Annotated in this window: 17 protein-coding genes; 6 read left to right on the top strand and 11 right to left on the bottom strand. The window is 63.9% G+C overall.

Going from position 1 to position 22,500, the window contains the following annotated elements; translation table 11 throughout:
- Window positions 1–119 precede the first annotated feature (119 nt).
- The 8 genes from B5525_RS21150 to B5525_RS21115 all read right to left on the bottom strand — a co-directional run bounded on the left by B5525_RS21150 (window position 120) and on the right by B5525_RS21115 (window position 11,110).
- A complete protein-coding gene (locus tag B5525_RS21150; protein ID WP_079567727.1) occupies window positions 120–1,760 on the bottom strand; it encodes a long-chain fatty acid--CoA ligase in 1,641 nt (546 codons plus the stop codon).
- Window positions 1,761–1,862: 102 nt separating this feature from the next.
- On the bottom strand, window positions 1,863–4,028 hold the full coding sequence (locus B5525_RS21145) for a carboxypeptidase-like regulatory domain-containing protein (RefSeq protein ID WP_079567726.1): 2,166 nt from the start codon (window positions 4,026–4,028) through the stop codon (window positions 1,863–1,865).
- Window positions 4,029–4,157: 129 nt separating this feature from the next.
- Window positions 4,158–4,976 carry a sugar phosphate isomerase/epimerase family protein gene (locus tag B5525_RS21140; protein WP_079567725.1) on the bottom strand — a complete coding sequence of 273 codons (819 nt, stop codon included), beginning with the start codon at window positions 4,974–4,976 and terminating at the stop codon, window positions 4,158–4,160.
- Window positions 4,973–6,670, bottom strand: a complete 1,698-nt coding sequence (locus tag B5525_RS21135; protein WP_079567724.1) for an FAD-dependent oxidoreductase — start codon at window positions 6,668–6,670, stop codon at window positions 4,973–4,975. The genes B5525_RS21140 and B5525_RS21135 overlap by 4 nt, the downstream gene beginning before the upstream one ends.
- 23 nt (window positions 6,671–6,693) lie before the next feature.
- Window positions 6,694–7,077 (bottom strand): cupin domain-containing protein, encoded by a 384-nt coding sequence (locus B5525_RS21130; RefSeq protein ID WP_079567723.1) that lies wholly within the window; start codon window positions 7,075–7,077, stop codon window positions 6,694–6,696.
- Window positions 7,078–7,116: 39 nt separating this feature from the next.
- Entirely contained in the window at window positions 7,117–8,523 is a 1,407-nt protein-coding gene (locus B5525_RS21125; RefSeq protein ID WP_079567722.1) for an FAD-binding protein, read from the bottom strand.
- Between the two features lie 29 nt (window positions 8,524–8,552).
- Entirely contained in the window at window positions 8,553–9,257 is a 705-nt protein-coding gene (locus tag B5525_RS21120; protein ID WP_079567721.1) for an SDR family oxidoreductase, read from the bottom strand.
- 50 nt (window positions 9,258–9,307) lie between these two features.
- A complete protein-coding gene (locus B5525_RS21115; protein ID WP_079567720.1) occupies window positions 9,308–11,110 on the bottom strand; it encodes a thiamine pyrophosphate-binding protein in 1,803 nt (600 codons plus the stop codon).
- Between the two features lie 206 nt (window positions 11,111–11,316).
- Here B5525_RS21115 and B5525_RS21110 point away from each other — a divergent pair, with 206 nt between their 5' ends.
- The 6 genes from B5525_RS21110 (at window position 11,317) to B5525_RS21085 (ending at window position 19,831) form a co-directional block, all read left to right on the top strand.
- A complete protein-coding gene (locus B5525_RS21110; RefSeq protein WP_079567719.1) occupies window positions 11,317–12,774 on the top strand; it encodes an aldehyde dehydrogenase family protein in 1,458 nt (485 codons plus the stop codon).
- Window positions 12,775–12,858: 84 nt separating this feature from the next.
- The gene (locus B5525_RS21105; RefSeq protein WP_079567718.1) at window positions 12,859–13,752 is read left to right on the top strand and encodes an IclR family transcriptional regulator; all 894 of its coding nucleotides are present in this window, start codon (window positions 12,859–12,861) and stop codon (window positions 13,750–13,752) included.
- Between the two features lie 149 nt (window positions 13,753–13,901).
- Window positions 13,902–15,140, top strand: a complete 1,239-nt coding sequence (locus B5525_RS21100; protein WP_079567717.1) for an ABC transporter substrate-binding protein — start codon at window positions 13,902–13,904, stop codon at window positions 15,138–15,140.
- Between the two features lie 106 nt (window positions 15,141–15,246).
- Window positions 15,247–16,122: a branched-chain amino acid ABC transporter permease gene (locus B5525_RS21095; RefSeq protein WP_079567716.1), complete on the top strand. Its 876-nt coding sequence runs from the start codon at window positions 15,247–15,249 to the stop codon at window positions 16,120–16,122.
- The gene (locus B5525_RS21090; RefSeq protein WP_079567715.1) at window positions 16,119–18,659 is read left to right on the top strand and encodes a branched-chain amino acid ABC transporter ATP-binding protein/permease; all 2,541 of its coding nucleotides are present in this window, start codon (window positions 16,119–16,121) and stop codon (window positions 18,657–18,659) included. Before B5525_RS21095 ends, B5525_RS21090 begins: the two co-directional genes overlap by 4 nt.
- Before the next feature lie 212 nt (window positions 18,660–18,871).
- Window positions 18,872–19,831: a sugar ABC transporter substrate-binding protein gene (locus B5525_RS21085; protein WP_079567714.1), complete on the top strand. Its 960-nt coding sequence runs from the start codon at window positions 18,872–18,874 to the stop codon at window positions 19,829–19,831.
- 106 nt (window positions 19,832–19,937) lie between these two features.
- On the opposite strand, the gene B5525_RS21080 is transcribed toward B5525_RS21085, so the two are convergent.
- Genes B5525_RS21080 through B5525_RS21070 form a run of 3 tightly spaced genes read right to left on the bottom strand, consistent with a single transcriptional unit; the run spans window position 19,938 to window position 22,482 of the window.
- A complete protein-coding gene (locus B5525_RS21080) occupies window positions 19,938–20,702 on the bottom strand; it encodes an ABC transporter ATP-binding protein (RefSeq protein WP_079567713.1) in 765 nt (254 codons plus the stop codon).
- Complete coding sequence (locus B5525_RS21075) at window positions 20,699–21,514, bottom strand: ABC transporter permease (protein ID WP_079567712.1); 816 nt, start codon at window positions 21,512–21,514, stop codon at window positions 20,699–20,701. Before B5525_RS21075 ends, B5525_RS21080 begins: the two co-directional genes overlap by 4 nt.
- Complete coding sequence (locus tag B5525_RS21070; protein ID WP_079567711.1) at window positions 21,511–22,482, bottom strand: ABC transporter substrate-binding protein; 972 nt, start codon at window positions 22,480–22,482, stop codon at window positions 21,511–21,513. Before B5525_RS21070 ends, B5525_RS21075 begins: the two co-directional genes overlap by 4 nt.
- Between the last annotated feature and the right edge of the window lie 18 nt (window positions 22,483–22,500).

Genomic DNA, 22,500 nt, shown 5'->3' with positions numbered 1-22,500 from the left:
GGGCTCCACGCTAGAGGCCGTCCGTAAAATTACGGCCCCCCGGTTCGGTAGAATTTGAACGATCGGCCATTAAACGAGTGTTAACCGCGCGCGCGAGAACGATCGTTCCGGCCAGGGCTTCACCCGCTGACCGCGAATTCACCGCCATATCTGGCGCGAAGCTCGGTCTTGAGCAGCTTGCCGGTCGCGGTATGCGGCAGCGATTCCACGAAGATCACATCTTCCGGCATCCACCATTTGGCGATGCGCGTCGACAGGAATTCCAGGATCGCCTCCTTGGTCGGATTTGCGCCGGGCCGGGGATGCACCAGCAGCAGCGGCCGCTCCTGCCATTTCGGATGCGGGATGGCGATGACGGCAGCCTCGAACACGTCGGGATGCGAGACCGCGAGATTCTCGATCTCGATCGAGGATATCCACTCGCCGCCGGATTTGATGACGTCCTTCAGGCGGTCCGTCAGCTGCACATAGCCATCGGGATTGATGGTCGCGACGTCGCCGGTGCCGAACCAGCCGTCGTCAGCGACGACCTTGCCGCCTTCGCTCTTGAAATAGCCCGAGATCACCCAGTTGCCGCGTACTTGCAACTGGCCGACCGACTTGCCGTCATGCGGAACGATCGTGCCATCGTCGTCAACCAGGCGCAGTTCGACGCCGAAAATCTGACGTCCCTGCTTGACCTGCATGTCGACGATTTCCGCCGGCGTCGCGCCGTCGTGCATAGCAAGCGGCGAGCCGAGCGTAACGAGCGGGCTGGTTTCCGTCATACCCCAGGCGTGCAGCAGGAATATGCCAAGCTGGTCCCGGAATTTCTCGATCGTCGCCCGCGGCGCGGCGGTGCCGCCGCTGAAGACGAGCTTCAATTTCAGCTTCGTTAGATCGAGCTTGCTGCGATTGTTCTCGATATAGGCAAGAAAGTTGAGCCAGATCGTCGGAATGCCGCCCGCCTTGGTGCAGCCCTCCTGCTCGAGCAGCATGTAGATGCTTTCGGGATCGAGCCGCGGCCCGGGCAGCACGAGCTTGGCGCCGCACATCGCCGCCGAAAACGGCAGACTCCACGCATTGGCGTGGAACAGCGGCACGATCACGAGGATCGAGTCCTTCGCCGAGAGTGCAAAGCCGTCTGCCGCGCAGGCGGCGAAGGCGTGCAGGATGGTCGAGCGATGGCTGTACAAAACGCCCTTGGGGTTACCCGTCGTGCCCGACGTGTAGCAGAGCGTGCAGGCGGTATTCTCGTCGAGCTGCGGCCAGGCGTAATCGGGCGAGGCTTTGGCCAGCAGCGTCTCGTAGCACAGGAGATTGCCGACCTTGACGGCCGGCATGTCCTTTTCCTCGCACAGCGCGATCCAGCCGCGCACCAGCGGCAGATGGGGCGCGAGCTGCTCGACCAGCGAGGTGAAATCGGGATCGAAAAAGACGTAGCCGTTTTCGGCATGGTTGATGATGTACACGAGTTGCTCGGCGAACAGGCGTGGATTGACCGTGTGCAGCACGCGGCCGGAGCAGGTCACGCCGTAATAAAGTTCGAGGTGCCGCCACGAATTCCAGGCCAGGGTCGCGACGCGGTCGCCCTCGCCGACGCCGATTGCTGCGAGCGCATTGGCGACCCGCTTGGCGCGCGCCGCCACGTTTCCGTAATTGGACCGGTGCATGACGCCCGCCGGATCGCGCGAGACGATCTCGGTCTCCGCGTGCCAGGTCGCGACATAGTCGACCAGGTTCGAGATCAGCAGCGGCCGCTGTTGCATTAATCCGAACATGAATACTCCCGGGTTGACAACGATCCTTCGAAAAATAGTCCCGCTTGCGAGAACCCGCCATCTGTCGATGTCGCGGGCTCACGCCGGTTTTTCCGTCGCGCCTCACTTCGCCAGCGGATCGGGACGGATCTGGATATGGACGGCGCGCGGCCTCGAGCCCTTGCCGCCCTCCATCATCCACGGCACGCGATCGCCGCTGGTGCTCCACAACCCCCGGCCTTTCCAGCCGGCATTGACATCATCGATGCGGCCGTCGAGACCCTTGGCAAAGAAGCCGATCGGATAGGGAATGCGCAGCATCACCATCTGCCCGTCCTTGAAGGCCACGAAGCCGTCATTGAGGTTGGCGGTGGAGATCGGGATGTTTTCGCCGAGGCCGACGGTGTTGTAGTGGTCGACCCAGGTGTAATAGCTGGCTTCGGCGCTGCTGTTCTCGAAACCCTCAAAGCCGGGCCCGGGATATTTGTGGAACGCGAAGCCTTCGGGACAGTGATTGCCTGTCGCGTTCGGCCCATTCAGGGGTCCCTTGCATTTGCTGCGGTCGAAGCTGATCAGGGACCCGTTCGAACCCGAACCCCAGACCACGCCGTTCTTGTCGATGTCGCCGCCGCGCACGCCGATGCCTTCTTTCGGAATCGCGTAAAACTCCGAGAGTTTTGTTTTGGGGTCGAACCGCATGAAGCCGGGCGTGCCAGCGAACACGTTGACGGCGTACCAGATCGAACCATCGGTCGGATGCGGCATCACCGCATAGGGGCCTGAGCCCGCCACCCGCGCATCCCTTTCCGGCTGCACCGGCGCGCCGGGCTCGGTATAGTCGTCAAGCTTGCCGTTGCCGTTGGTGTCGAGCACCCACGGCGCCCAGCCCTGCGCCTTCACGGCATCGCCGGTCTCGTCCCATATTCTGGTATTGACCCAGCCGGCCACCGGACCGGTTCCGGAGAACCACAGCGTATTGTCGGTGTCGTAGCCGAACTGCGGATGATGGGTGCCGAAGCAGGTATCGATGAAACTGTACTTCATCGTCTTGGGATCGAGCATCGATACTTGCCGCCCGGAGCGATCGAGCGGAAACGCCTTGGCGGATGGCAGATCCGAGCCCCTCTTGCACCAGGCCGGATTTTCGATGCCGCGCACGGCGGCCGCGAACCATACGCGCCCCTTGCCGTCGAACATGCCGTTATGGTTGTTGGCGCGCTGGCTCCAGATCTGTTCCTCGCCCCAATACGCCGAAGCGCCGATCGGCTTAAGCGTGGCATTGGGGTGCAGCGGCGGTCCGAACATTTCCGGCATGTTGGGATCGGCGACCGGCATCTTGAAGAAGGTCACCGTGCTGGTCTTCGGATCGAGGATCGGCATGTCGTCGGACGAATATTCGTTCGAACCATACAGCGGACCGTAGGCGTTGACGGTCGGATTGCGCCGGTCCGAAGAAATCAGATCGTGCACGAAATGTTTTTCGGTCGCCCATTCCCAGGAGGAAATCACCACATTGCGCTCGATGCCCGTGGGCCGCGGCGGCCGGGTCTTGGGCAGTTCGCCCTTGGCGATGCGGTCGGTCCAGTCGCCGAAATACTTGAAGGGGACGCCGCCGAGTTGCCCGGCAAGCCGGTTCACCATCCATTCGCCGGTTTGCCCCGAAGACACGCGGCGCATCCACGCCTCTTCGCCGGACTTGAATTCGCCGAACGCGGCCGGGACCGTCCGCGTGGCCTCCTGGCCCAACTGATGGCAGCCGATGCAATCGACATTGTTCATGCGCTGGCGCCAGATGTCCTGCGTGATGTCTTTCGGAATATCGGTGCTGCCGCCGAAATCCTTGGCCGGCGGAATCTTCAACAGCGTGAACCAGTAGATCGCGGGGTAATAATGCGCCGCCGCCGCCTCGTCCGGCGCAGGCACTGCCGCAAGCCTGAGCTGCTGGCCGGGCTTCGCGCGCAGTTTCGGGGAATCCACCAGGCCGTAGCCGCGGACCCAGACCTCGTAGTTCACGCGCGGTGGCAAATCGGGGATCACGAACCGGCCCTGGTCGTCGGTGACGACGATCTTGGCGAATTTCGTCGGCAGCTCGGTGGTCTCCGCGATCACCCAGACGCCCGCCTCCGGCCCGTTGGGACCCGATACCACGCCGCCGATGTCGTCATTGTCGATGGCGACCGCCGCCTGCTGTGCTCTGGCCGGCAGGGAGACCAGCGGAAGCAGACCAGCCAGCGCAATGCAGGTCGCCGTGAAGGCAAAATAAGACCGGAATTGTCTCTTCAAGTTCATCGTTTCTTCCCCTGAGATCCCGGGCTTGCCGCCCGTCGTTTTGAATAAGCCTACACCAATCTACCGTCGACGCCAGACCGTGCTCAGGGCGGCAACAGCTTCGCCTCGCGTGCGATCCTGTCCGGCATGTCAGCCAAATCCTGCTTCCTGGAGACGCCTGCAGCTGTCGGCGATGTCGGCGTCCGGATGGTGCGAAATCACTTCCAGCATCGGCAGTTCACGGTATCCGACCTCCTTCATCGCAGATGCAATCCCGGCGAGCGGCACGTCGCCACGACCCAGCGGATCGTGCTTGTAGCTCTGCCGCGTCGTGTCGGAGAAATGCACCAGCGAGAGCCGGTCGCGGACGCGGCGCAATCCTTCCACCGGGGCCTCGCCGATGAAGTGGGCGTTGGCAACGTCGTAGATCACGCGAATGCCGGCGTCGCCATAGCCGTCGACGATCTGCATCAGCGACTCCGCGTCGGGGAGAAAGGCAAATGGCATGTTCTCGATGAACAGTTTTGTGCCGACCTCGCGCGCCAGCGGCGCCAGCACATCGAACGCGCGGTAGAAATGGGCGACCATGCGATCCCTGGGCATCGGAAACAGCGGATTGGGTTTTCCGGGGCCGACGATGATCCCGCCCGCGCCCAATTCACCGGCGCAGCGAACGAATTTTGTCAGGAGGTCGAGCGTGTAGGCGCGCATTTCCGCAGCGGCGGCAGCGACATTGATGTCGACATTGGGCATGTTGACGGCGACCAGCCGCAACCTCTGTTCGCATAGATCGCGCAAGCTCCGGCGTTTTGCGGCGTCAAGCTCGGCCGGCCAGAGGTGGCCGGGAAAGAACATCAGCTCGACACCGCCATAGCCCTGGTCTGCGAGCCGCGCCACGGTGTCGGCGGCGCTGCCATCGAAAATGTAGGAGTAGGTGTTGACGCCAAAGCTCGCGGCCGGGTTGGTCATGCCAGTCCCCTCTCCTGTGCGAGATGCCGGCCGGCGATGTAGCCGAACGTCAGCGCCGGCCCGAGCGTGATGCCGGGCCCCGGATAATTTCCGTTCATGATCGAACCCATGTCGTTGCCGCAGGCATAGAGCCCCGGGATGACGCTGCCGTCCTTGCGCAGAACGCGCGCATGCCTGTCGGTCTGGAGGCCGATCGCCGTACCGAGATCCGCTGGATAAATCCGCAGTGCGTAAAAGGGCGGCTGCTCGATCGGCGCGACACAGGGGTTGGGCGAATGGCCGGGGTCGCCAAGGTGGCGCTGGTAGATGGTGGTGCCGCGCCCGAATTCCGGGTCGAGCCCGATCCGGGCGGAGACGTTGTATTTCTCCAGGGTATTCGCGAGCGCCGATTTTTCGAGGCCGGCGGCCTCGGCGAGCGCATCGATGCTGGGCGCCTCGATCAGTTCGCCGCTTCGGACGTATCGCCTCAGGCGCACGGTAAAGGGCTGAATTCGGCCCAGTCCATACCTCCAGAGGAAACGGCGGTCACAGACGAGGTAGAAGCAACGATCGGCCGCGGCGTTGCCGTCACGCAGCATGGCGAGCACGAACTCGTGGTAGGACAAGGCTTCATTGACACAACGCTTGCCCGCCGCGTTGACCGCGATGACTCCAGGTTTTGCGCGGTCGGTCACGGTATGCGGGAAAATGCCCGGGCTGCCGTCCGCGCGCGTGAAGCGCGAGGCCGGCACCCAATAAGCGGGGCTCGCCACGCGGGTGTTGAGGCTGGCGCCGACGGCGAGTGCGACATGCAAACCGTCGCCGGTTCCGGCGGGCGCCGTGGCGGAAACGAGACCCACGCCAGCGGGAAACAACTTTTCGCGAAGCGTTGCATCGTGAGAGAAACCGCCGGTCGCCAACACCACGCCTCTGCGCGCGACGATGTTTCGTGATCCGGATGAATCCCCGATCGCCACGCCTTTGACGGTGTCGCCTTCGATCACGAGCTGCTCGACGCTGGCGTCAAACAGGATATCGACGTTGCGGTTGAGCAGCGAGGCGTAGAGCCTTCCCGCCAGCGCGTTGCCCAGATGCAGCGTCGTTCCCCGCGGCGCGCGAAGCCGCTGCAGTGCGTATTGTGACACCAGTCGCATCGCCCGCAGCGTCGAGTGCAGCGAGCGGCCGACCTTGCGCAGATGCGGGATGTCGAGCCGGTTCACCATCATACCGCCGAACAATGTGAATTCCGGCAGCGGCGCGCGCAGCCGCGCAAAATTCGCACCCAGCGTGACGCCATCAAAACTGACGGGCTCGAGCACACGGCCGCCGGCGGTCGCGCCCGGCTGTTCCGGATAATAATCGGGATAGGTCTTCACTGGCTGCAGCCGGACCTCGGTATTGGCTTCGAGAAAATCCATTGCCTCCGGCCCGCGCGCCAGAAACGTCTCCCGCAAATCGGCGTTTTCGGCTTCCGGAACGGTGCTGGCGAGATAGCTCGCGGCTTCCGACGGGCTGTCATTGAGGCCCGCCTGCTTCATCTGTGCGTTGCCGGGAATCCAGACCATGCCACCCGACCAAGCCGTCGTGCCGCCGACGAATTCCGTCTTCTCGATGACGAGAACGCTCAGGCCTTCCGCGGCGGCAACCGCAGCAGCCGTCATGCCACCGGCGCCCGCGCCAATCACGACGACATCGTATGCCTCGGAAGCCGGCATGGGTGCGCCCCGCGCGGTTACGCTCACACGATCGTGGCGTCGTCGGTCACCGGCGAGGTGATCACCAGGAACACCAGGTCGACCAGACCCGAATTCGAAATCGCGTGTTCCACCCCGGGCGGCAGAAAAATAAAATCGTGCTTGCGCACCAGATGGTTCTTGCCGGCGATCTCCATCAGGCCCTCGCCTTCGAGCACGTGGTAGATCTGCTCCTGAACCTGATGCTTGTGGCTGATAACACGCGCCATCGGCTGGTACATCGAAATCCGGTAATCGATATGGCGGCTGCCCGCCGTCTCCGGCATCACCAGGGGCTTCGACAGCGCGCCGCCAAAATGGTTGGGAAATTCGCGCCAGGGCACTTCGGCGATGTTGCGGATGAAGGCGCCGTTGGTTTCTGCAGTCATCGTGTTTCCTCTTCCATTTCTTGTCCAGCGTGGACGATGTTACCGCCCGCGCAGGAACTCCACAGCCTGTTCGCCCGCGATTTTTCCGAACACCAGCGCCCGCAGCACCGCCACCGCGTTCGGCGCGGTGCCGTAAAAATGCCCGGTGGTTTCGCCGGCGGCGTAGAGGCCCGGTATCGGCCCCTGCTCGCCCAGCACTTCCGCTTTCGCGTTGGTGGCGAGACCGCCGAAGGTGTAGGCGATGGCGCCGACCAGCGGGTACGCCAGATATGGCGGCTTTGCGATCGCGCGCGCCCAGTTCGATTTCGGCGGCTGCAAGGTGGCGGCCGCCGCCAGCCCATCGCAGCGCGCCGCATCGAACCGCGCGGGGTCGCCGGTCGCCGCCGCGTTGAACGCATCGACCGTGCTTCGCAAATTGCCGGGGGGAATGCCGATCTGCCCCGCAAGCGCTTCGAGCGACTCGGCTTGATACGGCGGCACCTCCGACCGGATCGCGCGTTCATAGCCGTCGATTTCAAACAGCCGGGAGTCGAGGAGAGCATAGGCAATGCGCTTCGATCTGACAAAATGGATGTCGCGGGCAAGGGCTTCCCAGGTCTCATGCATCAGGCCGGCGCTTTCATCGAAAAAGCGGTGGCCGTGTTGATCGACCACGATGCCGTAAGGGTAGACCAGCACGACGGGGGCGGAATGGGTGCTGCGCGGATCGACCGGCTCAATATGCATGCCGGTCCAGTCGCCGGAAAGACGAGCGGCCTGCTCGGTCGCCATGCGGATGCCGTCGCCGGTGTCGAAGCGCGTTCCCGGCGAAATCAGTCTTATCATCTCGGCACCGGAACCGAAATGTGCGCTCATCATCGAGGGGTTACCCTGGAAGCCGCCGCTGGCGAGGATGACGGCATCGGCGTCGAGCGTTGTCGCGGCGCCATCACCGATTTGAATCTCGATGCCGCCGATGCGATGGCCGTCGGCCATCACCAGCCGGCTCGCCTCGCACTGGTGGCGAACTTTTGCGCCCGCCCTCTTCACGGCCGCCAGCAGTTTTTCGACGATGACGCCGCCGCCGCCGACCGGCTGGATGCGCGCCGGACCGGCGCTGAGATAATACAGCGGCGTGACGAATTCGACGCCGTGACCTTGCAGCCATCCGACCGTTGCAGTCGCGCGGTCTGCCAGCGTTCGAAAATAGCTGGCGTCGCCTCGCCCACCGCAGGCCTTCAGCATGTCGTCGGCAAAACCGGGATCGATTCGATCGGGCGCATCGAGCCGCATGTTCGAGGGCGACCAGCGCGTGTTGCCGCCGGCTTCGTCTTCGCGTGCTTTTTCCAGCACGGTAATGTCGATCGGAAGACCGCACCTGCGCGCCTGTTCGGCCCCCGCGAGCGCGGCGGCAAGTCCGGCCGCCCCGTGTCCGACAACCACCAGTTTTGCAGGGTCTTGCGGCATGTCAGCTCGCGGGCTTGAGGCCGGGTGGTTCAGGTGACCAGCCCGCCCCCGTCGAGATAGACGATCGACCCCGTCGCAAAGCCGATGGTCATGAAAGCAAAAATCTGGCGGGCGATGTCTTCGCCGACGCCGACGCGCCCCACTGGCAGGCCCGCCGCCGTCTTGGCGAGCATCTCGCGGCGCGCCGCCTCCGGCATCGCCGCCCGGATCGGCGTGTCGATAATCCCCGGCGAAACGCAATTGACGCGCACCGGCGCGAGTTCGAGCGCGAGCGCCCGCGTCAGCGATTCGAGCGCGCCGTTGGCCACACTGATGATCGCCGAATTGGGCCGTGGCCGGATGCTCAGGTAACCCGAGACCAGCGTCAGCGAGCCGCCGGGACGGATGTCGGCGAAGCGCGCGACGCGCCAGGCGCCCCAGAGTTTTCCTTCCATCGTGGCGCGCACGTCTTCCATCGCAACCGTCTTGAACGGGCCGGTCTTCAATTGCGCCGCGGTGACCACGACATGGTCCACCGGACCGCAGGCACCGAACAGATCTTCGATGCTCTTGTCACTGGTGACATCCGCCGCAATCGCCTTGGCGCCGATCGTGCCGGCGGCGGCATTCAGCCGCTCGGCATTGCGCGAGGCAATGATGACTTCGGCGCCTTCGCACGTGGCGAGTTCGGCGGTGGAGAGACCGATACCGGACGAGCCGCCGACAACGACGATTTTCTTGCCCTTGAGCATCATGACGTTCCCTCGATTTCTTGTTGATACTGGTTTGCCGTCATGAACTTTGGTCAGGTCGGCTCGAATTGCGTGCCAATCCCCGGCTTGCTCCGGCCGAGGCCGGGAAGCTCCCAGATGCCGGCGCCGGAGGGATTGATATCGGCGGCGATGTCGACGTCGATCAGATAGGGCTTGTTGGCGGCAATGCCCTTGCGAATGGCCTCGCCGAGATCGCCGGCGCGATCGACGCGCACGCCTTCGACGCCGCAGGAACGCGCCATCGCGGCGAAATCCGGATTGTAACGCTGGCCGCTGACGGGATCGTGGAAGTCGGTGGCGAGCTCGCGGCCGCCGAGATAGCCGCGCTGCAGGCCGCGGATCGAGGCATAGGCGTAGTTGTTCCAGACCACCCAGACCACGGGCAGATTATATTCGACCGCCGTTCCCAGCACGTTGGCGTGCATGAAGAAGGCGCCATCGCCGCATACCGACACGCAGGGCCGGTCGGGGGCGGCGAATTTCGCGCCCATCACGCCGGCGACGCCAAAGCCCATCGGCCCGAACCCCATCGAGCCGATCAGCGAGTCCGGCCGCTTCGGCTTGCAGAAGCTCAGCAGCCAATTGTGGTGCACGCCGATATCGCTGACCAGGATCGCATTTTCCGGCAATGCCTTGTCGATCTCGAGCGCGGCACGCTGCGGATTGATCGGCGTGGTGTCGTCGGAAAAGCCTGGCGCGACGAACTTGTCCCATTCCTTGCGATAGGTATCGATCTGCGCCAGCCATTTCTTGCGCGCGTCCGCGCGCTTGGTCAGGTCGGCACGGCGGTCGAGTTCGGCGTGGATCTGGCGCAGGAAGGTGCGCACGTCCGCCATCAGGCCGAGTGCGACCGGATAGTTGCGGCCGATTTCGTCCGGATCGATGTCGACGTGAATGAGGCGCGTCGGCGGAATGGTGAAGGAATAGCCTGATATCCACGAGCTCGAGGTGCGGTCGTCGAAGCGGACGCCGAGCGCCAGCAGCACGTCGGCCTGGCGCGTGGCGTGGTTGGCCTGGTAGTGACCGGCGCGCGCGACCAGACCCAGCGCCAGCGGATGGTCGCAGTCGATGGCGCCGAGGCCTGATGCCGACGACGCGACCGGAATCTGCAGGCGTTCGGCGAGCTTCAACAGTTCCTCGGCGGCGCCGCCATAGCGCACGCCCTGGCCGACCAGCATCACCGGCCGCTCGGCGCCGAGCAGCATATCGACCGCCTTGACGACGCCTTCGGGATCGGCGCCGCAGCGGCTGGAAATATTGCCGTTCCAGGCCTTCGCGTTCGGCGCTTCCTCGGCGGCGGTTTCCATGAATACGTCGAAGGGGACATCGAGCACCACCGGGCCCGGCCGGCCCGTGGTCATGGTCTTCCAGGCCTGCCTGATCGCGAGCGGCACCATCTCGCCGCGCGTCGGCTGGAACACCTTCTTGCAATAGGCGCGTACGGTGGAGGGAAAATCGGCCTGATAATGCCGATACAATTCCTGGAACGCGCCGCGATTGAACTGGCTGGTCGGCACATTGCCGGTCACCGCCAGGAACGGCACCGAATCGAGAAACGCATTGCCGAGCGAGATCGGCAGGTTTGCCGAGCCCGGCCCGCAGGAGGTGAAGGTCGCGGTCGGCCGTCCCGACACCCGGTAATAGACATCCGCCATGAAGCCGGCGACGCTCTCATGGTGCACCGAGATGGTTTTCAGCTCGTCGGAACGCTCATACAGCGCGTCGATGAACTGGATGTTGCCGTGGCCGCACAGGCCGAACACCTGCGGCACTTTTTCCTGGATCAGGTAATCGACGATGACCTGGGCCCCGTTGAGCGCATTGCGCGGCGACATCGCTTCTCTCCCTCACCCGTTCGACTGCTTCTCAGGAGATCGGCGGACTGACGTCTTCAGCCGAAACTGCCCAGGCGCGCGGCACCCTATTTCTCATAATACTGTACGTCAATTTATATTGTGGTAGACTGCCTCCAGGGAACGCCGCTTTCAACGACGCTCGAAAAGAGTATTAAGAGCCAGTTTGCCGCCCGGGAGGCCTGATTATGAGCTCAGTTTCCGCCGCAAAACACGCTGCCGAGGCAGCGCCAGCCGAGATTCCGATGCTGATCGGCGGCGAGTGGCGCATGGCCGCCGAGACCTATCCGGTGCGCGATCCCTATCGCAATGTCGTCGTCGCCAATGCCCCGCGCTCGTCGCTGGCCGACCTCAATGACGCGCTCGATGCGGCTGTCAAGGCCAAGGCGCAAGCCGCGGCGACGCCGGCGTATGAGCGCGCCGCGCTGCTGCGCCGCGCCGCAAAACTATTGGTCGAACGGGCCGACCGGATCGCCGACGTCATGTCGCGGGAGACCGGCAAGGCGATCAGGGATGCCAGGGCCGAAATCATCCGTTCCCAGGACACGCTCTCTCTGTCGGCCGAAGAGGCCGTGAGGATCGAGGGCGAGCACGTTCCGCTCGATGCGAGCGCCATGGGCGCCGGAAAAATCTGCTTCATGCTGCGCTTTCCTGTCGGCGTGGTGGCCGGGATCACACCATTCAATGCGCCGGTCAATCTGGCCTGCCACAAGATCGCGCCGTCGATTGCTGCCGGAAATACGCTTGTTTTGAAGGCGCCGCCGCAGTCGCCTGGCGTGATCCACGAACTGGCGCAGATCTTTGTCGAGGCCGGCACGCCCGCCGGCGTGCTCAACGTGCTCTATGGCGACGTCGTCGGCCCGGCGCTGGTCAGCGATGTCAGAGTCGATTTCATCACCTTCACCGGTTCGCCGCGCGCTGGCGCGCAGATCAAGGCGGCATCGGGGCTGCGCCGGGTCGCGCTCGAACTGGGCGGCAACGGCGTCACCATCGTCCACGAAGACGCCGATATCGCCGAGGCGGCCCCCGTCTGCGCCCGCAACTCGATGCGGCTGGCCGGCCAAAGCTGCATCTCGGTGCAGACCGTCTATGTCCACCGCAGCCTTTACGACAGGTTCGTCGAACTCGTTGTGGCCGAGGTGAAGAAATTAAAACTCGGCGACCCCCTCGATCCCGCAACCGATGTCGGCACCCTGATCGACGAAGCGGCCGCCCTGCGCGTGGAATCCTGGATCAAGGAAGCATCTGCCGGCGGCGCCAAAATTCTTGCCGGCGGAAAGCGCCACGGCGCCCAGATCGAGCCGACCGTGATATCAGGCGCGAAGCCGGAGATGAAGGTCGTGTGCGACGAAGTGTTCGGGCCGGTCATCAGCCTTGCCCCCTATGACGATATCGAGGCCGTGTTCCGCACCGTCAGCGAAAGCCGGTTCGGCCTGCAAACCGGCATTTTTACCAAGTCGACCGAACTCGCCATTCGCGCCGTACGCAGCCTGCGCACCGGCGGCGTCATCATCAACGGCAGCTCGACCTGGCGCACCGACCAGCTCGCCTATGGCGGGGTGAAGGATTCCGGCATCGGCCGTGAGGGCCCGCGCTATTCGATCCGCGACATGACCGAGGAGCGCATGGTGCTGTTCAACTACTAGGCAGCCGCGCGAGGACTTGTATCAACGCGCCGCAGCGGACAATGATGGCATCATTTTCGCCCCGTCGCATGGAGACTTAGAAACGTGAGAGCGCGAACCAGCCAAAAGACCCCCGAAAAGCCGGCCAGTCCGCGCAAGGCTGCCGTCGCCAAGCTGGTGCCGCCGCCGCAGCACGATATCGATGACGATGCCGACGACCGGCAGCGGGTCGGCGTCCAGTCGCTCGGCCGCGCCTTCGCGATCCTCGAAGAGGTCGCGCGTCACCGCGACGGCATCGGGCTTGCCGAACTGAGCAAGCTGGTCGGCCTGCACAATTCCACCACCTTCCATCTGGCGAAAACCATGGTCTCGCTGGGTTATCTCCGTCAGGAGAAAGAGACAAAACGCTACCGCGTCGGCCGGCCGCTGTTCGCGCTGGCCGCGAGCGCACTCGACGAAATCGAGATGGTGAATGTCGCGACCCCCATTCTGGAGGAATTGTCGCGCGAGACCGGCGAAAGCGCCCATTATGCGGTGCGGATGGGCGACGCGGTCGTGGTGATCGCGCGCACTAGCGGCCCCGGCGCGTTTCAGCTCACCGACCGCGTCGGCGTGGTGCGCCCCGCCCATTGCACCGCGCTCGGCAAGATCATCCTGGCTTCGCTGCGCGCCGACCAGTTGAAACGGTTTCTCGAACGCGTCGAGATGAAACCATCGACCGACAAGTCGATCACCGACGCAGCCGTGCTGCTGCGTGAAATCGCCGAGATCAGGCGCACCGGCATTGCCTTCGACGACGGCGAATTCAACCCGGAAGTGCGCTGCGTCGCCGTGCCGGTGACGGATTTCACCGGCCAGGTGATCGGCGCGCTCGGTATTTCCGGTCCGATCTGGCGGCTGTCCAACCAGGCGCTGCATAACAGCGCCGAGATCGTCGAGGCCGCCGCCAACAGGCTGTCGCGGGAATTCGGCGCCAAGAGCACGGCTGATTCGTCTTAAGCAGGAGGCGCCACGGCGCTTTTGACGTTGACAGGGACAGCTGCGTCCGGAAATATCATCCAACAATAGAAAAACGTCTCTCACATTCTCGCATAAGCCGGGTTTGAAGGGGGACATCGCGGAACGCGCCCTTTGGGAGGAGACCAACGATGACCCGCACCAGCCGACGAGCCCTGTTGAAAGCCGGCGCCGCCTTTGCCGGCGCGTCGACGCTCGGATTTCCGTCGATCGTCCACGGCCAGACCGAGAAGATAAAGATCGGCCACCTCACGCCGCTGACCGGCTTTCTCGGCGCGCTCGGCGCCTATGCCCAGCTCGGCATTCGCATGGCGGAGGCGGAAATCAACCAGGCCGGTGGCGTCATGGGCCGGCAGCTCGACATCACCTCGGAAGATTCCGTCAACCCCGCCACCGCCGCGACCAAGGCCCAGCGCATGCTCGACCAGGACGGCGTCGCCGTGCTGATGGGCGAGATCAATTCGGCTTCGGCAGCAACCATCATGCAGGTGGCCGACCGCAACAAGCGCCTGTTCATGCAGATCGGCGCCCGCTCCGACGGGCTGCGCGGCAAGAACTGCAACAAATACACCTTCCACGTCGATATCCCCTCTACGGTGATGGTGAACGCGGTCGGCAAGGCGCTGGTGCGCGACAATATGATGAAGGACAAAAAGTTCTACACGCTGACCGCCGACTACATCTTCGGCCACGATTTGGCGCGCGCCGCCAAGTCGTTCTTCGACGCCAACGGCGGCAAGCTGATCGGCGACGAACTGGTGGCCACCGACGTCACCGACTTCAGTCCGTATCTCCTGAAGATCCGCCAGGCCAGGCCGGACATCGTCTGCTCCAACCTCGCCGGCAACCAGGTCACCAACCTGATCAAGCAATACGCCGAATTCGACCTGCCCTATCCGATCGTCGGCTTCAACCTCAACACCGCAGACGCCTGGGCGGCCGGCGAAGGCAATCTGAGTGGCACCTGGCCGACGGTCTGGTATCACACCCTCGACGTTCCCGCGTCCAAGAGCTTCGTGACCAACTTCATCAAGAAGAATGGCAAGCCGCCGGAAAACCATGCCTGGATCGAATATGTCTCGCTGAAGATGATGGCGCAGGCCATGAACGAAACCAAGTCGACCGAGACCGACAAGCTGATCGCCTATTTCGAGAAGGAAACGCAGTTCGACGTCCTCAAGGGCCGCAAGGGATATTTCCGCAGTTGGGATCACCAGCTGATGCAGGAAGCCTATCCCTTCACCGTCAAAGCCAAGGGCCAGGCCAAGGACAAGTGGGACATGCTCGAATTGGGCGGGGCGATCCCGGGACCGAACGAGTCGCTCGAGGTCATTGCGCTAACCAAGGAACAGAACCCCTGCTCGATGTAACCGCTGCGTTTTTCACCCGGCGTCCGTCCCGCTTCGGGATGGGCGCCGGGTGAAGGCGTTTTCCGGCGCGCTCGCCGCCGACACCTTGTGACTTCCGGTATTTGCAATGCAATTCGGCTTCTTGCTGGAACAGGTGGTGAATGGCCTCGTGCTCGGGGGCTATTATCTCCTGATCGCACTCGGGCTGTCGCTGATCTTCAGCGTCGGCGGCGTGGTCAATCTGGCGCATGGCGCGTTCTACGCGCTCGGCGCCTATATCTCGGTCGAAATCACCAGATATCTCGGCTTCGGAGCGGCCGTCGTGATCTCGCCGCTTGCGGTCGCGATGCTGGGCATCCTGTTCGAGCGCTACATCCTGCGCCGCTTCTACACCGCCGATCCGATCCTGAGCCTGCTCGTGACCTTCGGCCTTGCGATGGTCGCCGAGCAGGCGATCCGCATCATCTGGGGCGCGGCACCCTTGTCGGCCTCGATCCCGCCGGCGTTTCGCGGCTCGGTGATCGTCGGCGACTTCCTGTTTTCGCGCTACCGCGTGATGCTGCTGGCGGTGGTCGCCATCGTGCTGCTCGCCGTCTGGCTGCTGCTTAACAAGACCTCGTTCGGCCGTGTCGTGCGCGCCGGGATCCAGCGCCCGGACATGGTGGCGGCACTCGGCATCCGCTTGCAGCCCTACATGACCGCGATCGTCATGCTCGGCGTCGGCATGGCCGCGATGGGCGGCGCATTCTTCGCGCCAATCACCATCGTGCATCCGGCCATGGGGGCCGAGATCATCACCGTCGCCTTTGTCGTGGTTGTCATCGGCGGCCTGGGAAGTTTCTGGGGCGTCGTGATCGCGGCATTGCTGGTCGGCGTGGTGCGCGGCATCACCATTCATTTCGCGCCCGCCGCCGGTGAAGCGTCGATCTATGTGCTGATGTTCCTGGTCCTGCTGATGCGGCCGCGCGGGCTGCTCGGCGAGCGTATCGAGAAATTCGAATGACACCCGCCTCACCCGCCCAGAAATACCGGCCGTTGCTGCTGGCGAGCCTCGCGCTGGTGGTGCTGCCATTCATCCTGCCGCCGCTCGGACTTTCGCTCAACACCGGAACCATGGTGGTGATCCTCGCGATCGCCGCCATGGGTCTCAATCTGTGCGTCGGTTACACGGGCCTCGTCTCGTTCGGCCACGGCACCTGGTTCGGCATCGGCGCCTATGCCGCGGGGCTGATCCAGTTGCACTGGTTCGGCGGCGAAATCTGGTTGCCGCTGCTGCTGTCGATGGTGTCGGTTGCACTTCTGTCGGCGGCCGTGGGCGTCATCGTGCTGCGGCGCCGCGGCGTCTATTTCTCGCTCCTGACGCTGGCGCTCGCGGCCCTCACCTACACCATCGCGTTCCGCTGGAGCGAGGTTACCGGCGGCGAAGACGGCCTGCCCGGCCTGAAGCGGGGCGCCGTCGGCCCGCTCAGCCTCGACAACGCGCTGACCTATTACATCACGGTCGCGCTGATCGGCCTTGCCGTACTCTATGCGCTGCTGCGCCTGTCGCGATCGCCGTTCGGCCATGTGCTGGTGGCGATCCGCGAAAACCAGCTGCGCGCCACCTTCCAGGGTTATCCGGTCGAGCGCTACAAGCTGGCCGTCTTCGTGATCTCGGCCGTGGTGACCGGGCTTGCCGGCGCGCTGCTCGCGTTCCAGACCTATCTCGTTTCCGCCGAAGCGGTTTCGGTGCCGTTTTCCGGCGAGCTCCTGGCGATGGTGGTGATCGGCGGCATGCGCAGTATGCTGGGACCGGCGCTCGGCGCACTGTTCTTCATCCTGTTCCGCGAATTGTTTTCGATCTGGACCGCGAACTGGCTGCTCTGGTTCGGGCTGATCTTCGTCGCTTTCGTGATGTACTCGCCCGACGGATTGATCGGCATCTGGAGCACGCTGATGCGCCGCTTCCGCCCCGCGCCGGAAGAAGGTGCGGCCATGAGCAAACGCAGGATCTATGAAGGCCTGCCGCTGCCCGCCTTCCTGAGGCCGGAAGGCCTCACGGGCACGGTGCTGGAGGTCAGTGCCATCGCCAAGCATTTCGGCGGCATCCGCGCGGTCAACAATGCCAGCCTCAAGATCGGCGCCGGCGAGATCCATGCGCTGATCGGCCCGAACGGCGCCGGAAAAACCACGCTGTTCAACCTGATCTCGGGGCTCTACCCGACCGATGCCGGGACCATCAGGCTCGGCGGCCGCGAGATTCAGGGCGTGCCGTCCGACCAGATCTGCCATCGCGGATTGGCGCGTTCGTTTCAGATCACCAACCTGTTCCGCGGCCTATCGATCTACGAAAACCTGCGGCTGTCGCTGCAGGCGCGAAGCTCGATGCGCTTCAACCTCTGGCGCGATATCGACGGCTATCCCGAAATCCACCGCGAGACCGCCGAACTGATAAAATTCCTCGGCCTCGAAGGCATCGAGGAGATCGAGGGCGGCGAACTGTCCTATGGCGGCCAGCGGCTGGTGGATCTCGGCATCGCGCTCGGCTCCAAGCCGCAGGTGCTGCTGCTCGACGAGCCGCTGGCGGGCCTCGCCGCCGCCGAGCGCGAGCGCGTTTCCAACCTGGTCAAGAATGTCGCCGCCAACATTCCCGTGCTGATCGTCGAGCACGACATCGATCGCGTGCTCGGCTTCTCGCAACAAGTCACCGTCATGAACCAGGGCGAGGTGCTGATGACGGGTCCGCCCAAGGCGGTGCGCGCCGACCGGCGGGTGCAGGAGATCTATACCGGCACCGGCATTCCCGAAGTCGAACACAGCCGCAGCGACGAAGTGCAGCGGCAAGCCGCGCAAATCCTGCGGTTCGAGGGCGTCAATACCTTCTACGGCAAGAGCCACATCCTCCACGACGCGACGCTCGACGTGCGCGAAGGCGAGATCGTGGCGCTGTTGGGCCGCAACGGCGCCGGCAAGTCCACACTGCTGAAGACGCTGGCGGGGCTGGTGCCGCTGGCCTCCGGCACCATCGCATATGAAGGCCGCGATATCGCCGGCCTCCCCGCCCCGGATATCGCGCGCGCCGGCATCGGCTACGTGCCGCAGGGTCGCGGCCTGTTCGCGGGCATGACGGTGCGGGAAAATCTCTCGCTCGGACGGCTGGCGCGCAAGACCGACGGCAGCCATGGCGTGGTGTGGAGCGAGGAGCAGATCCTCGACTATTTCCCGCGCCTGAAGGAGCGCATCAATGTCGCGGCCGATTATCTCTCCGGCGGCGAACAGCAGATGGTGGCGGTCGCCCGCGCGATGTCGGGCAACGTTCGGCTGCTGCTGCTGGATGAGCCGTTCGAGGGCCTGGCGCCGACCGTGATCCTCGAACTGTTCAAGGTGTTCGACCTGTTGCGCCGCCACACCTCGATCGTGATCGTCGAGCACAATCTCGATCTGGTGCTGGCGCTCGCCGACCGTGTCTTCGCACTGGAACGCGGCGCGGTGTTTCACCAGGGACCCGCCGCGCCGCTGCTGACCGATCTGGAGTACCGCAAGAAGATTTTGTGGCTGTGACGGTTGCTGCAAAGCGGCGATGCCAGGGAGCGTCATTGCGAGCACCGCTATCAAACCCATCATTGCGAGCGAAGCGAAGCAATCCATCGTGCCGCGCAAAGAAAAAATGGATTGCTTCGTCGCGGAGCCTGTCATCGGGTGCGCGTTCGCGCGACCCGCTGGCTCCTCGCAATGACGCGTTTGAGTTTCGAGCCAAAGGCTGGGAGGCGACGATGCGAAATATAGCGATGGCGTTGCTGGCCGGCTCATTGCTCCTGTTCGCGCCTTGCGCCAACGCCGCCGACGAAAAAATGACCATCGCCGTCTTCACCAAGAACTCGACCAATCCCGCCTATCAGGCGTTCCGCATCGCCGCCGACCAGATCGGACGCGCGGCGGAGGCGCGGATCGTGCATTACGTTCCCAAAAAGCCCGACAATGTCGACGAGCAGAAGGAGATGGTTGAGCAGGTGCTGAAGGACCGGCCGGACGCCGTCATCTTCATCCCCGTCGACGACGTCGCGATGATCGATTCGGTGAAGAAGCTCAACGAGGCGAAAATCCCGGTCGTGCTCGTCTCCAATCCGCTACCGGGAAGTTTTGTCACCTATGTCGGCGCCGACGACAACGAGATCGGCTACCGCGAGGCGCGCTATCTGTTCGAACACCTCGGCGGCAAGGGTAGGATCGTGATCATCGAGGGCACGCCGGCCGCGCCCACCAACCGCGAGCGCGTTCGCGGCTACACGCGCGCACTTGGCGAATTTCCCGGCATCGAGGTGCTGGGCTCCGGCATCGGCAACTACCAGCAGCCCGGCGCCAGGCGGGTAATGACAAAATTCCTGTCCGACTATCCGCAGATCGACGCCGTGCTGTCGGCCAATGACGGCATGGCGCTCGGCGCGCTGGAAGCGCTGAAGGAAGCGGGCCGCACAGCGATCGTGATCGGCATCAACGGCATCCTGCCGGCGGTCAGGCAGATCGAATCGGGTGCGATCCTGGCGTCCGTCGATTTCAACATGTTCAAGATCGGCTGCACCGCGACCCGCGCGGCAGTGCGCTATGTCAGGCACGAACCGCTGCCGGAAAAAGTGATGCTGCCGGCCGAGATCATCGACAAGAGCAATTACAGGGCATGGCTGGTGCCGGTCGAGCAGCAGAGCTGCCCGCAATGGAGGGATGTGGTGAAGTGAGGTTGTAGGGTGGGCAAAGGCGCGCTTGCGCCGTGCCCACCATTTCCAAAGATGCTGGACATGGTGGGCACGCTGCGCCTTGCCTACCCTGCAGCGACTGAGGTTGTCACACCGCCAACACCTCGCCGATCCGGCTTCGGATCAGCTCGCGCTCCTCCCGCCCGGTGTCGGCATCGAAGCTGACGTCGTAGGCTATCTTCGCCGGGCGCTTGAGCACCACGATGCGGTCGCCGATTTCCAGCGCCTCGCTGATCGAGTGGGTGATGAAGACGGCGGTCTTGCCGTTTTCCTTCACCAGGCGAACGAACTCCGCGCGCAGCCGTCCGGCGGTGGATTCGTCCAGCGCCGAGAACGGCTCGTCGCACAACAGGATGTTGGCGTTGGTGGCAAAGGCGCGCGCGATCGAGACGCGCTGGCGCATGCCGCCGGACAGAGCATGCGGATAGTCGTTCTCGTGCCCGCCGAGGCCGAGTTTGGTCAGCCAGGTTTGCGCCGCGGCCCGCCGCTTTGCCGCCGGCACCTCCAGCATCTCCAACCCCAGTTCGACGTTCTGGATCGCCGTGCGCCAGGGCAATAGCCGGTCGCTCTGGAACACGATCGCCATCTTGCCGCGGAAGGAGTCGAAATCCCGGAACGGATCGCGGCCGCTGACGCGCACGGTGCCGCTGGTCGGCTCGGTCAGCCCCGCGATCATGTTGAAGATGGTCGACTTGCCGCAGCCGGTCTTGCCGAGCAGCGCCAGCATCTGGCCGGCGCGAACATCGAGATCGAGACCGTCCACCGCCCGGTAAGTGGTATCGGCCTTGCCGAACACTTTCGAGACATGGCCGAGATGGATGGCAGACTCAGCGGGCGTGACGGTATCCCTCATATCGCCCGCTCCGACACCGCGCGATAACGGAACGCCACGTTCTCGATCAGCGTCAGCGCCCCCTGCACGATCAGCACGAAAAACACCAGTTGCAGCGTCCAGGCCAGCGCGCCGGCCATGTCGAACAGCTGCTGTTGCTGCAGCAATTGATAGCCGACGCCGCCGGTCGCGCCGACCAGTTCGGCGACCACGACCACGCGCGAGGCATTGCCGAGATTGACTTTCCAGGCGGTGAGAATGTCAGGCAGTATCGCAGGCGCGATCATCACCCGGAACAGTTTGGCGCGGGTGGGACGGAAGCTGAACACCATCTCCATCAAATCCCTGGACATCGCCCGCAATGCGCCCAAGACCTGAAAGGTGAAGGCCGGCAGCGTCGTCATCACCATGATGAAAAAGATGCGGAACTCGACGCCGTGAAACCAGATGATGGCGAATACCACCCAGGACAGCGCCGGAATGCCCTGGAACAGGGTCAGGATCGGCGACAGGAAATTATCGACCGCGCGCGATCGCACCATCAACAACGCAAGCCCCCCGCCGACGATGAAGGCGCCGGCAAGCCCCGCCAGGATGCGCAGGATGGTCGCCAGCACATCGCCGAACATCGCGCCGCTGGAGAAGATATCGATGCAGCGCCAGAACACGTCGATCAGCGAGGGAAACAGGAAGCGCGGAAAGAACAGCGAGGCGAATTGCCAGACCAGGATCACCACGACGAACGGCAGCACCGACGTCCCCAGCCGTTTCGCCGCCGCGCGCAGCCTGTTTTCAGGCGGCGAGGTCACGATGTGTGGCGCGGCATCGCTCATTTGCCCGGCGCCTGGTAGATGGTCGAGGCCGCCGGGTCCGAGGGCAGGAAGGCGATCGACTTGCCGGCGGCATAGACCGAGTTGATTTCCCTGGCGACGTCGGAAGCCCACTTCACGTTCATGCCGAGCCGGTCATTGGCGCGAATGAGGTCGGCGATCGCCTTCTGGTCGTCTGCCGTTCCCTTGGCCGCGATCAGCTTCGAGGCCTCGTCCGGATGCGCCATCACCCAGTCGGCGGCTTCCTGGTAGGTCGCATAGAGTTTCGGAACCAGCTTCGGATTCTTTTCAACCCAATCGAGGTGCGCGGCGACGCCGAGATAGGGAATGTTGCGGCTGCCGGTGAATTTCTTCCAGCTCTCGGCAATTGCAAGATCGATGGTCCGCATGCCGGGCTTCTTCGACAATAGCGTCGTATAGGCCGGCTCCCAGAGCTGCACCGCGGCGGCGCGATCGGCGAGCGCGTAGCCGATCAGCCCGGGGGTCGCGGTGTTGATCACGGAGAACTTCGCGGTATCGGCGCCGAGCTGCCGGGCGAACCAGTCGAACATCACATAATTGGTGGTGCCCTTGGCCGCGGCGAGCTCCTTGCCTTCGAGATCTTTCAAGGTCTTGACCTCAGGCCGCGAGGTGACGACCGCGCCCCAGTAGTCGAACAGGTTGAAGAGATACGTCACCTTGACGCCGCGGATGTCGGCCAGCCCCACCGTCAACAGCGACGCGCTGCCGCCGAGCTGGAATTCGCCGGAGTTGAATTGCGCGGTATAGGCGTCGGGCGTGCGTTCCTCGAACTTGATCGCAAGCCCGTTCCTTTCATCGAGCTTCTGCGCCTTGATCACCGGCGGCAGGAACGCGCCGAGCGAGGGAGTCCCGAACACGACGATGGTGATCGGCTCGGGCGCCTGCGCCCGCGCCAGGCCCGACCAGAGCAGAAAGCCCGCGCATGCAAGACAAGTCAAAACCCTGTTCATGACCTCGTTTCCCGCATT

The sequence above is a fragment of the Bradyrhizobium erythrophlei genome, from assembly GCF_900129505.1.
Lineage (GTDB): Bacteria > Pseudomonadota > Alphaproteobacteria > Rhizobiales > Xanthobacteraceae > Bradyrhizobium > Bradyrhizobium erythrophlei_D.
The sequence above is the reverse complement of the archived record's forward strand: the minus strand, read 5'-3'. Positions and strand labels throughout refer to the sequence as shown.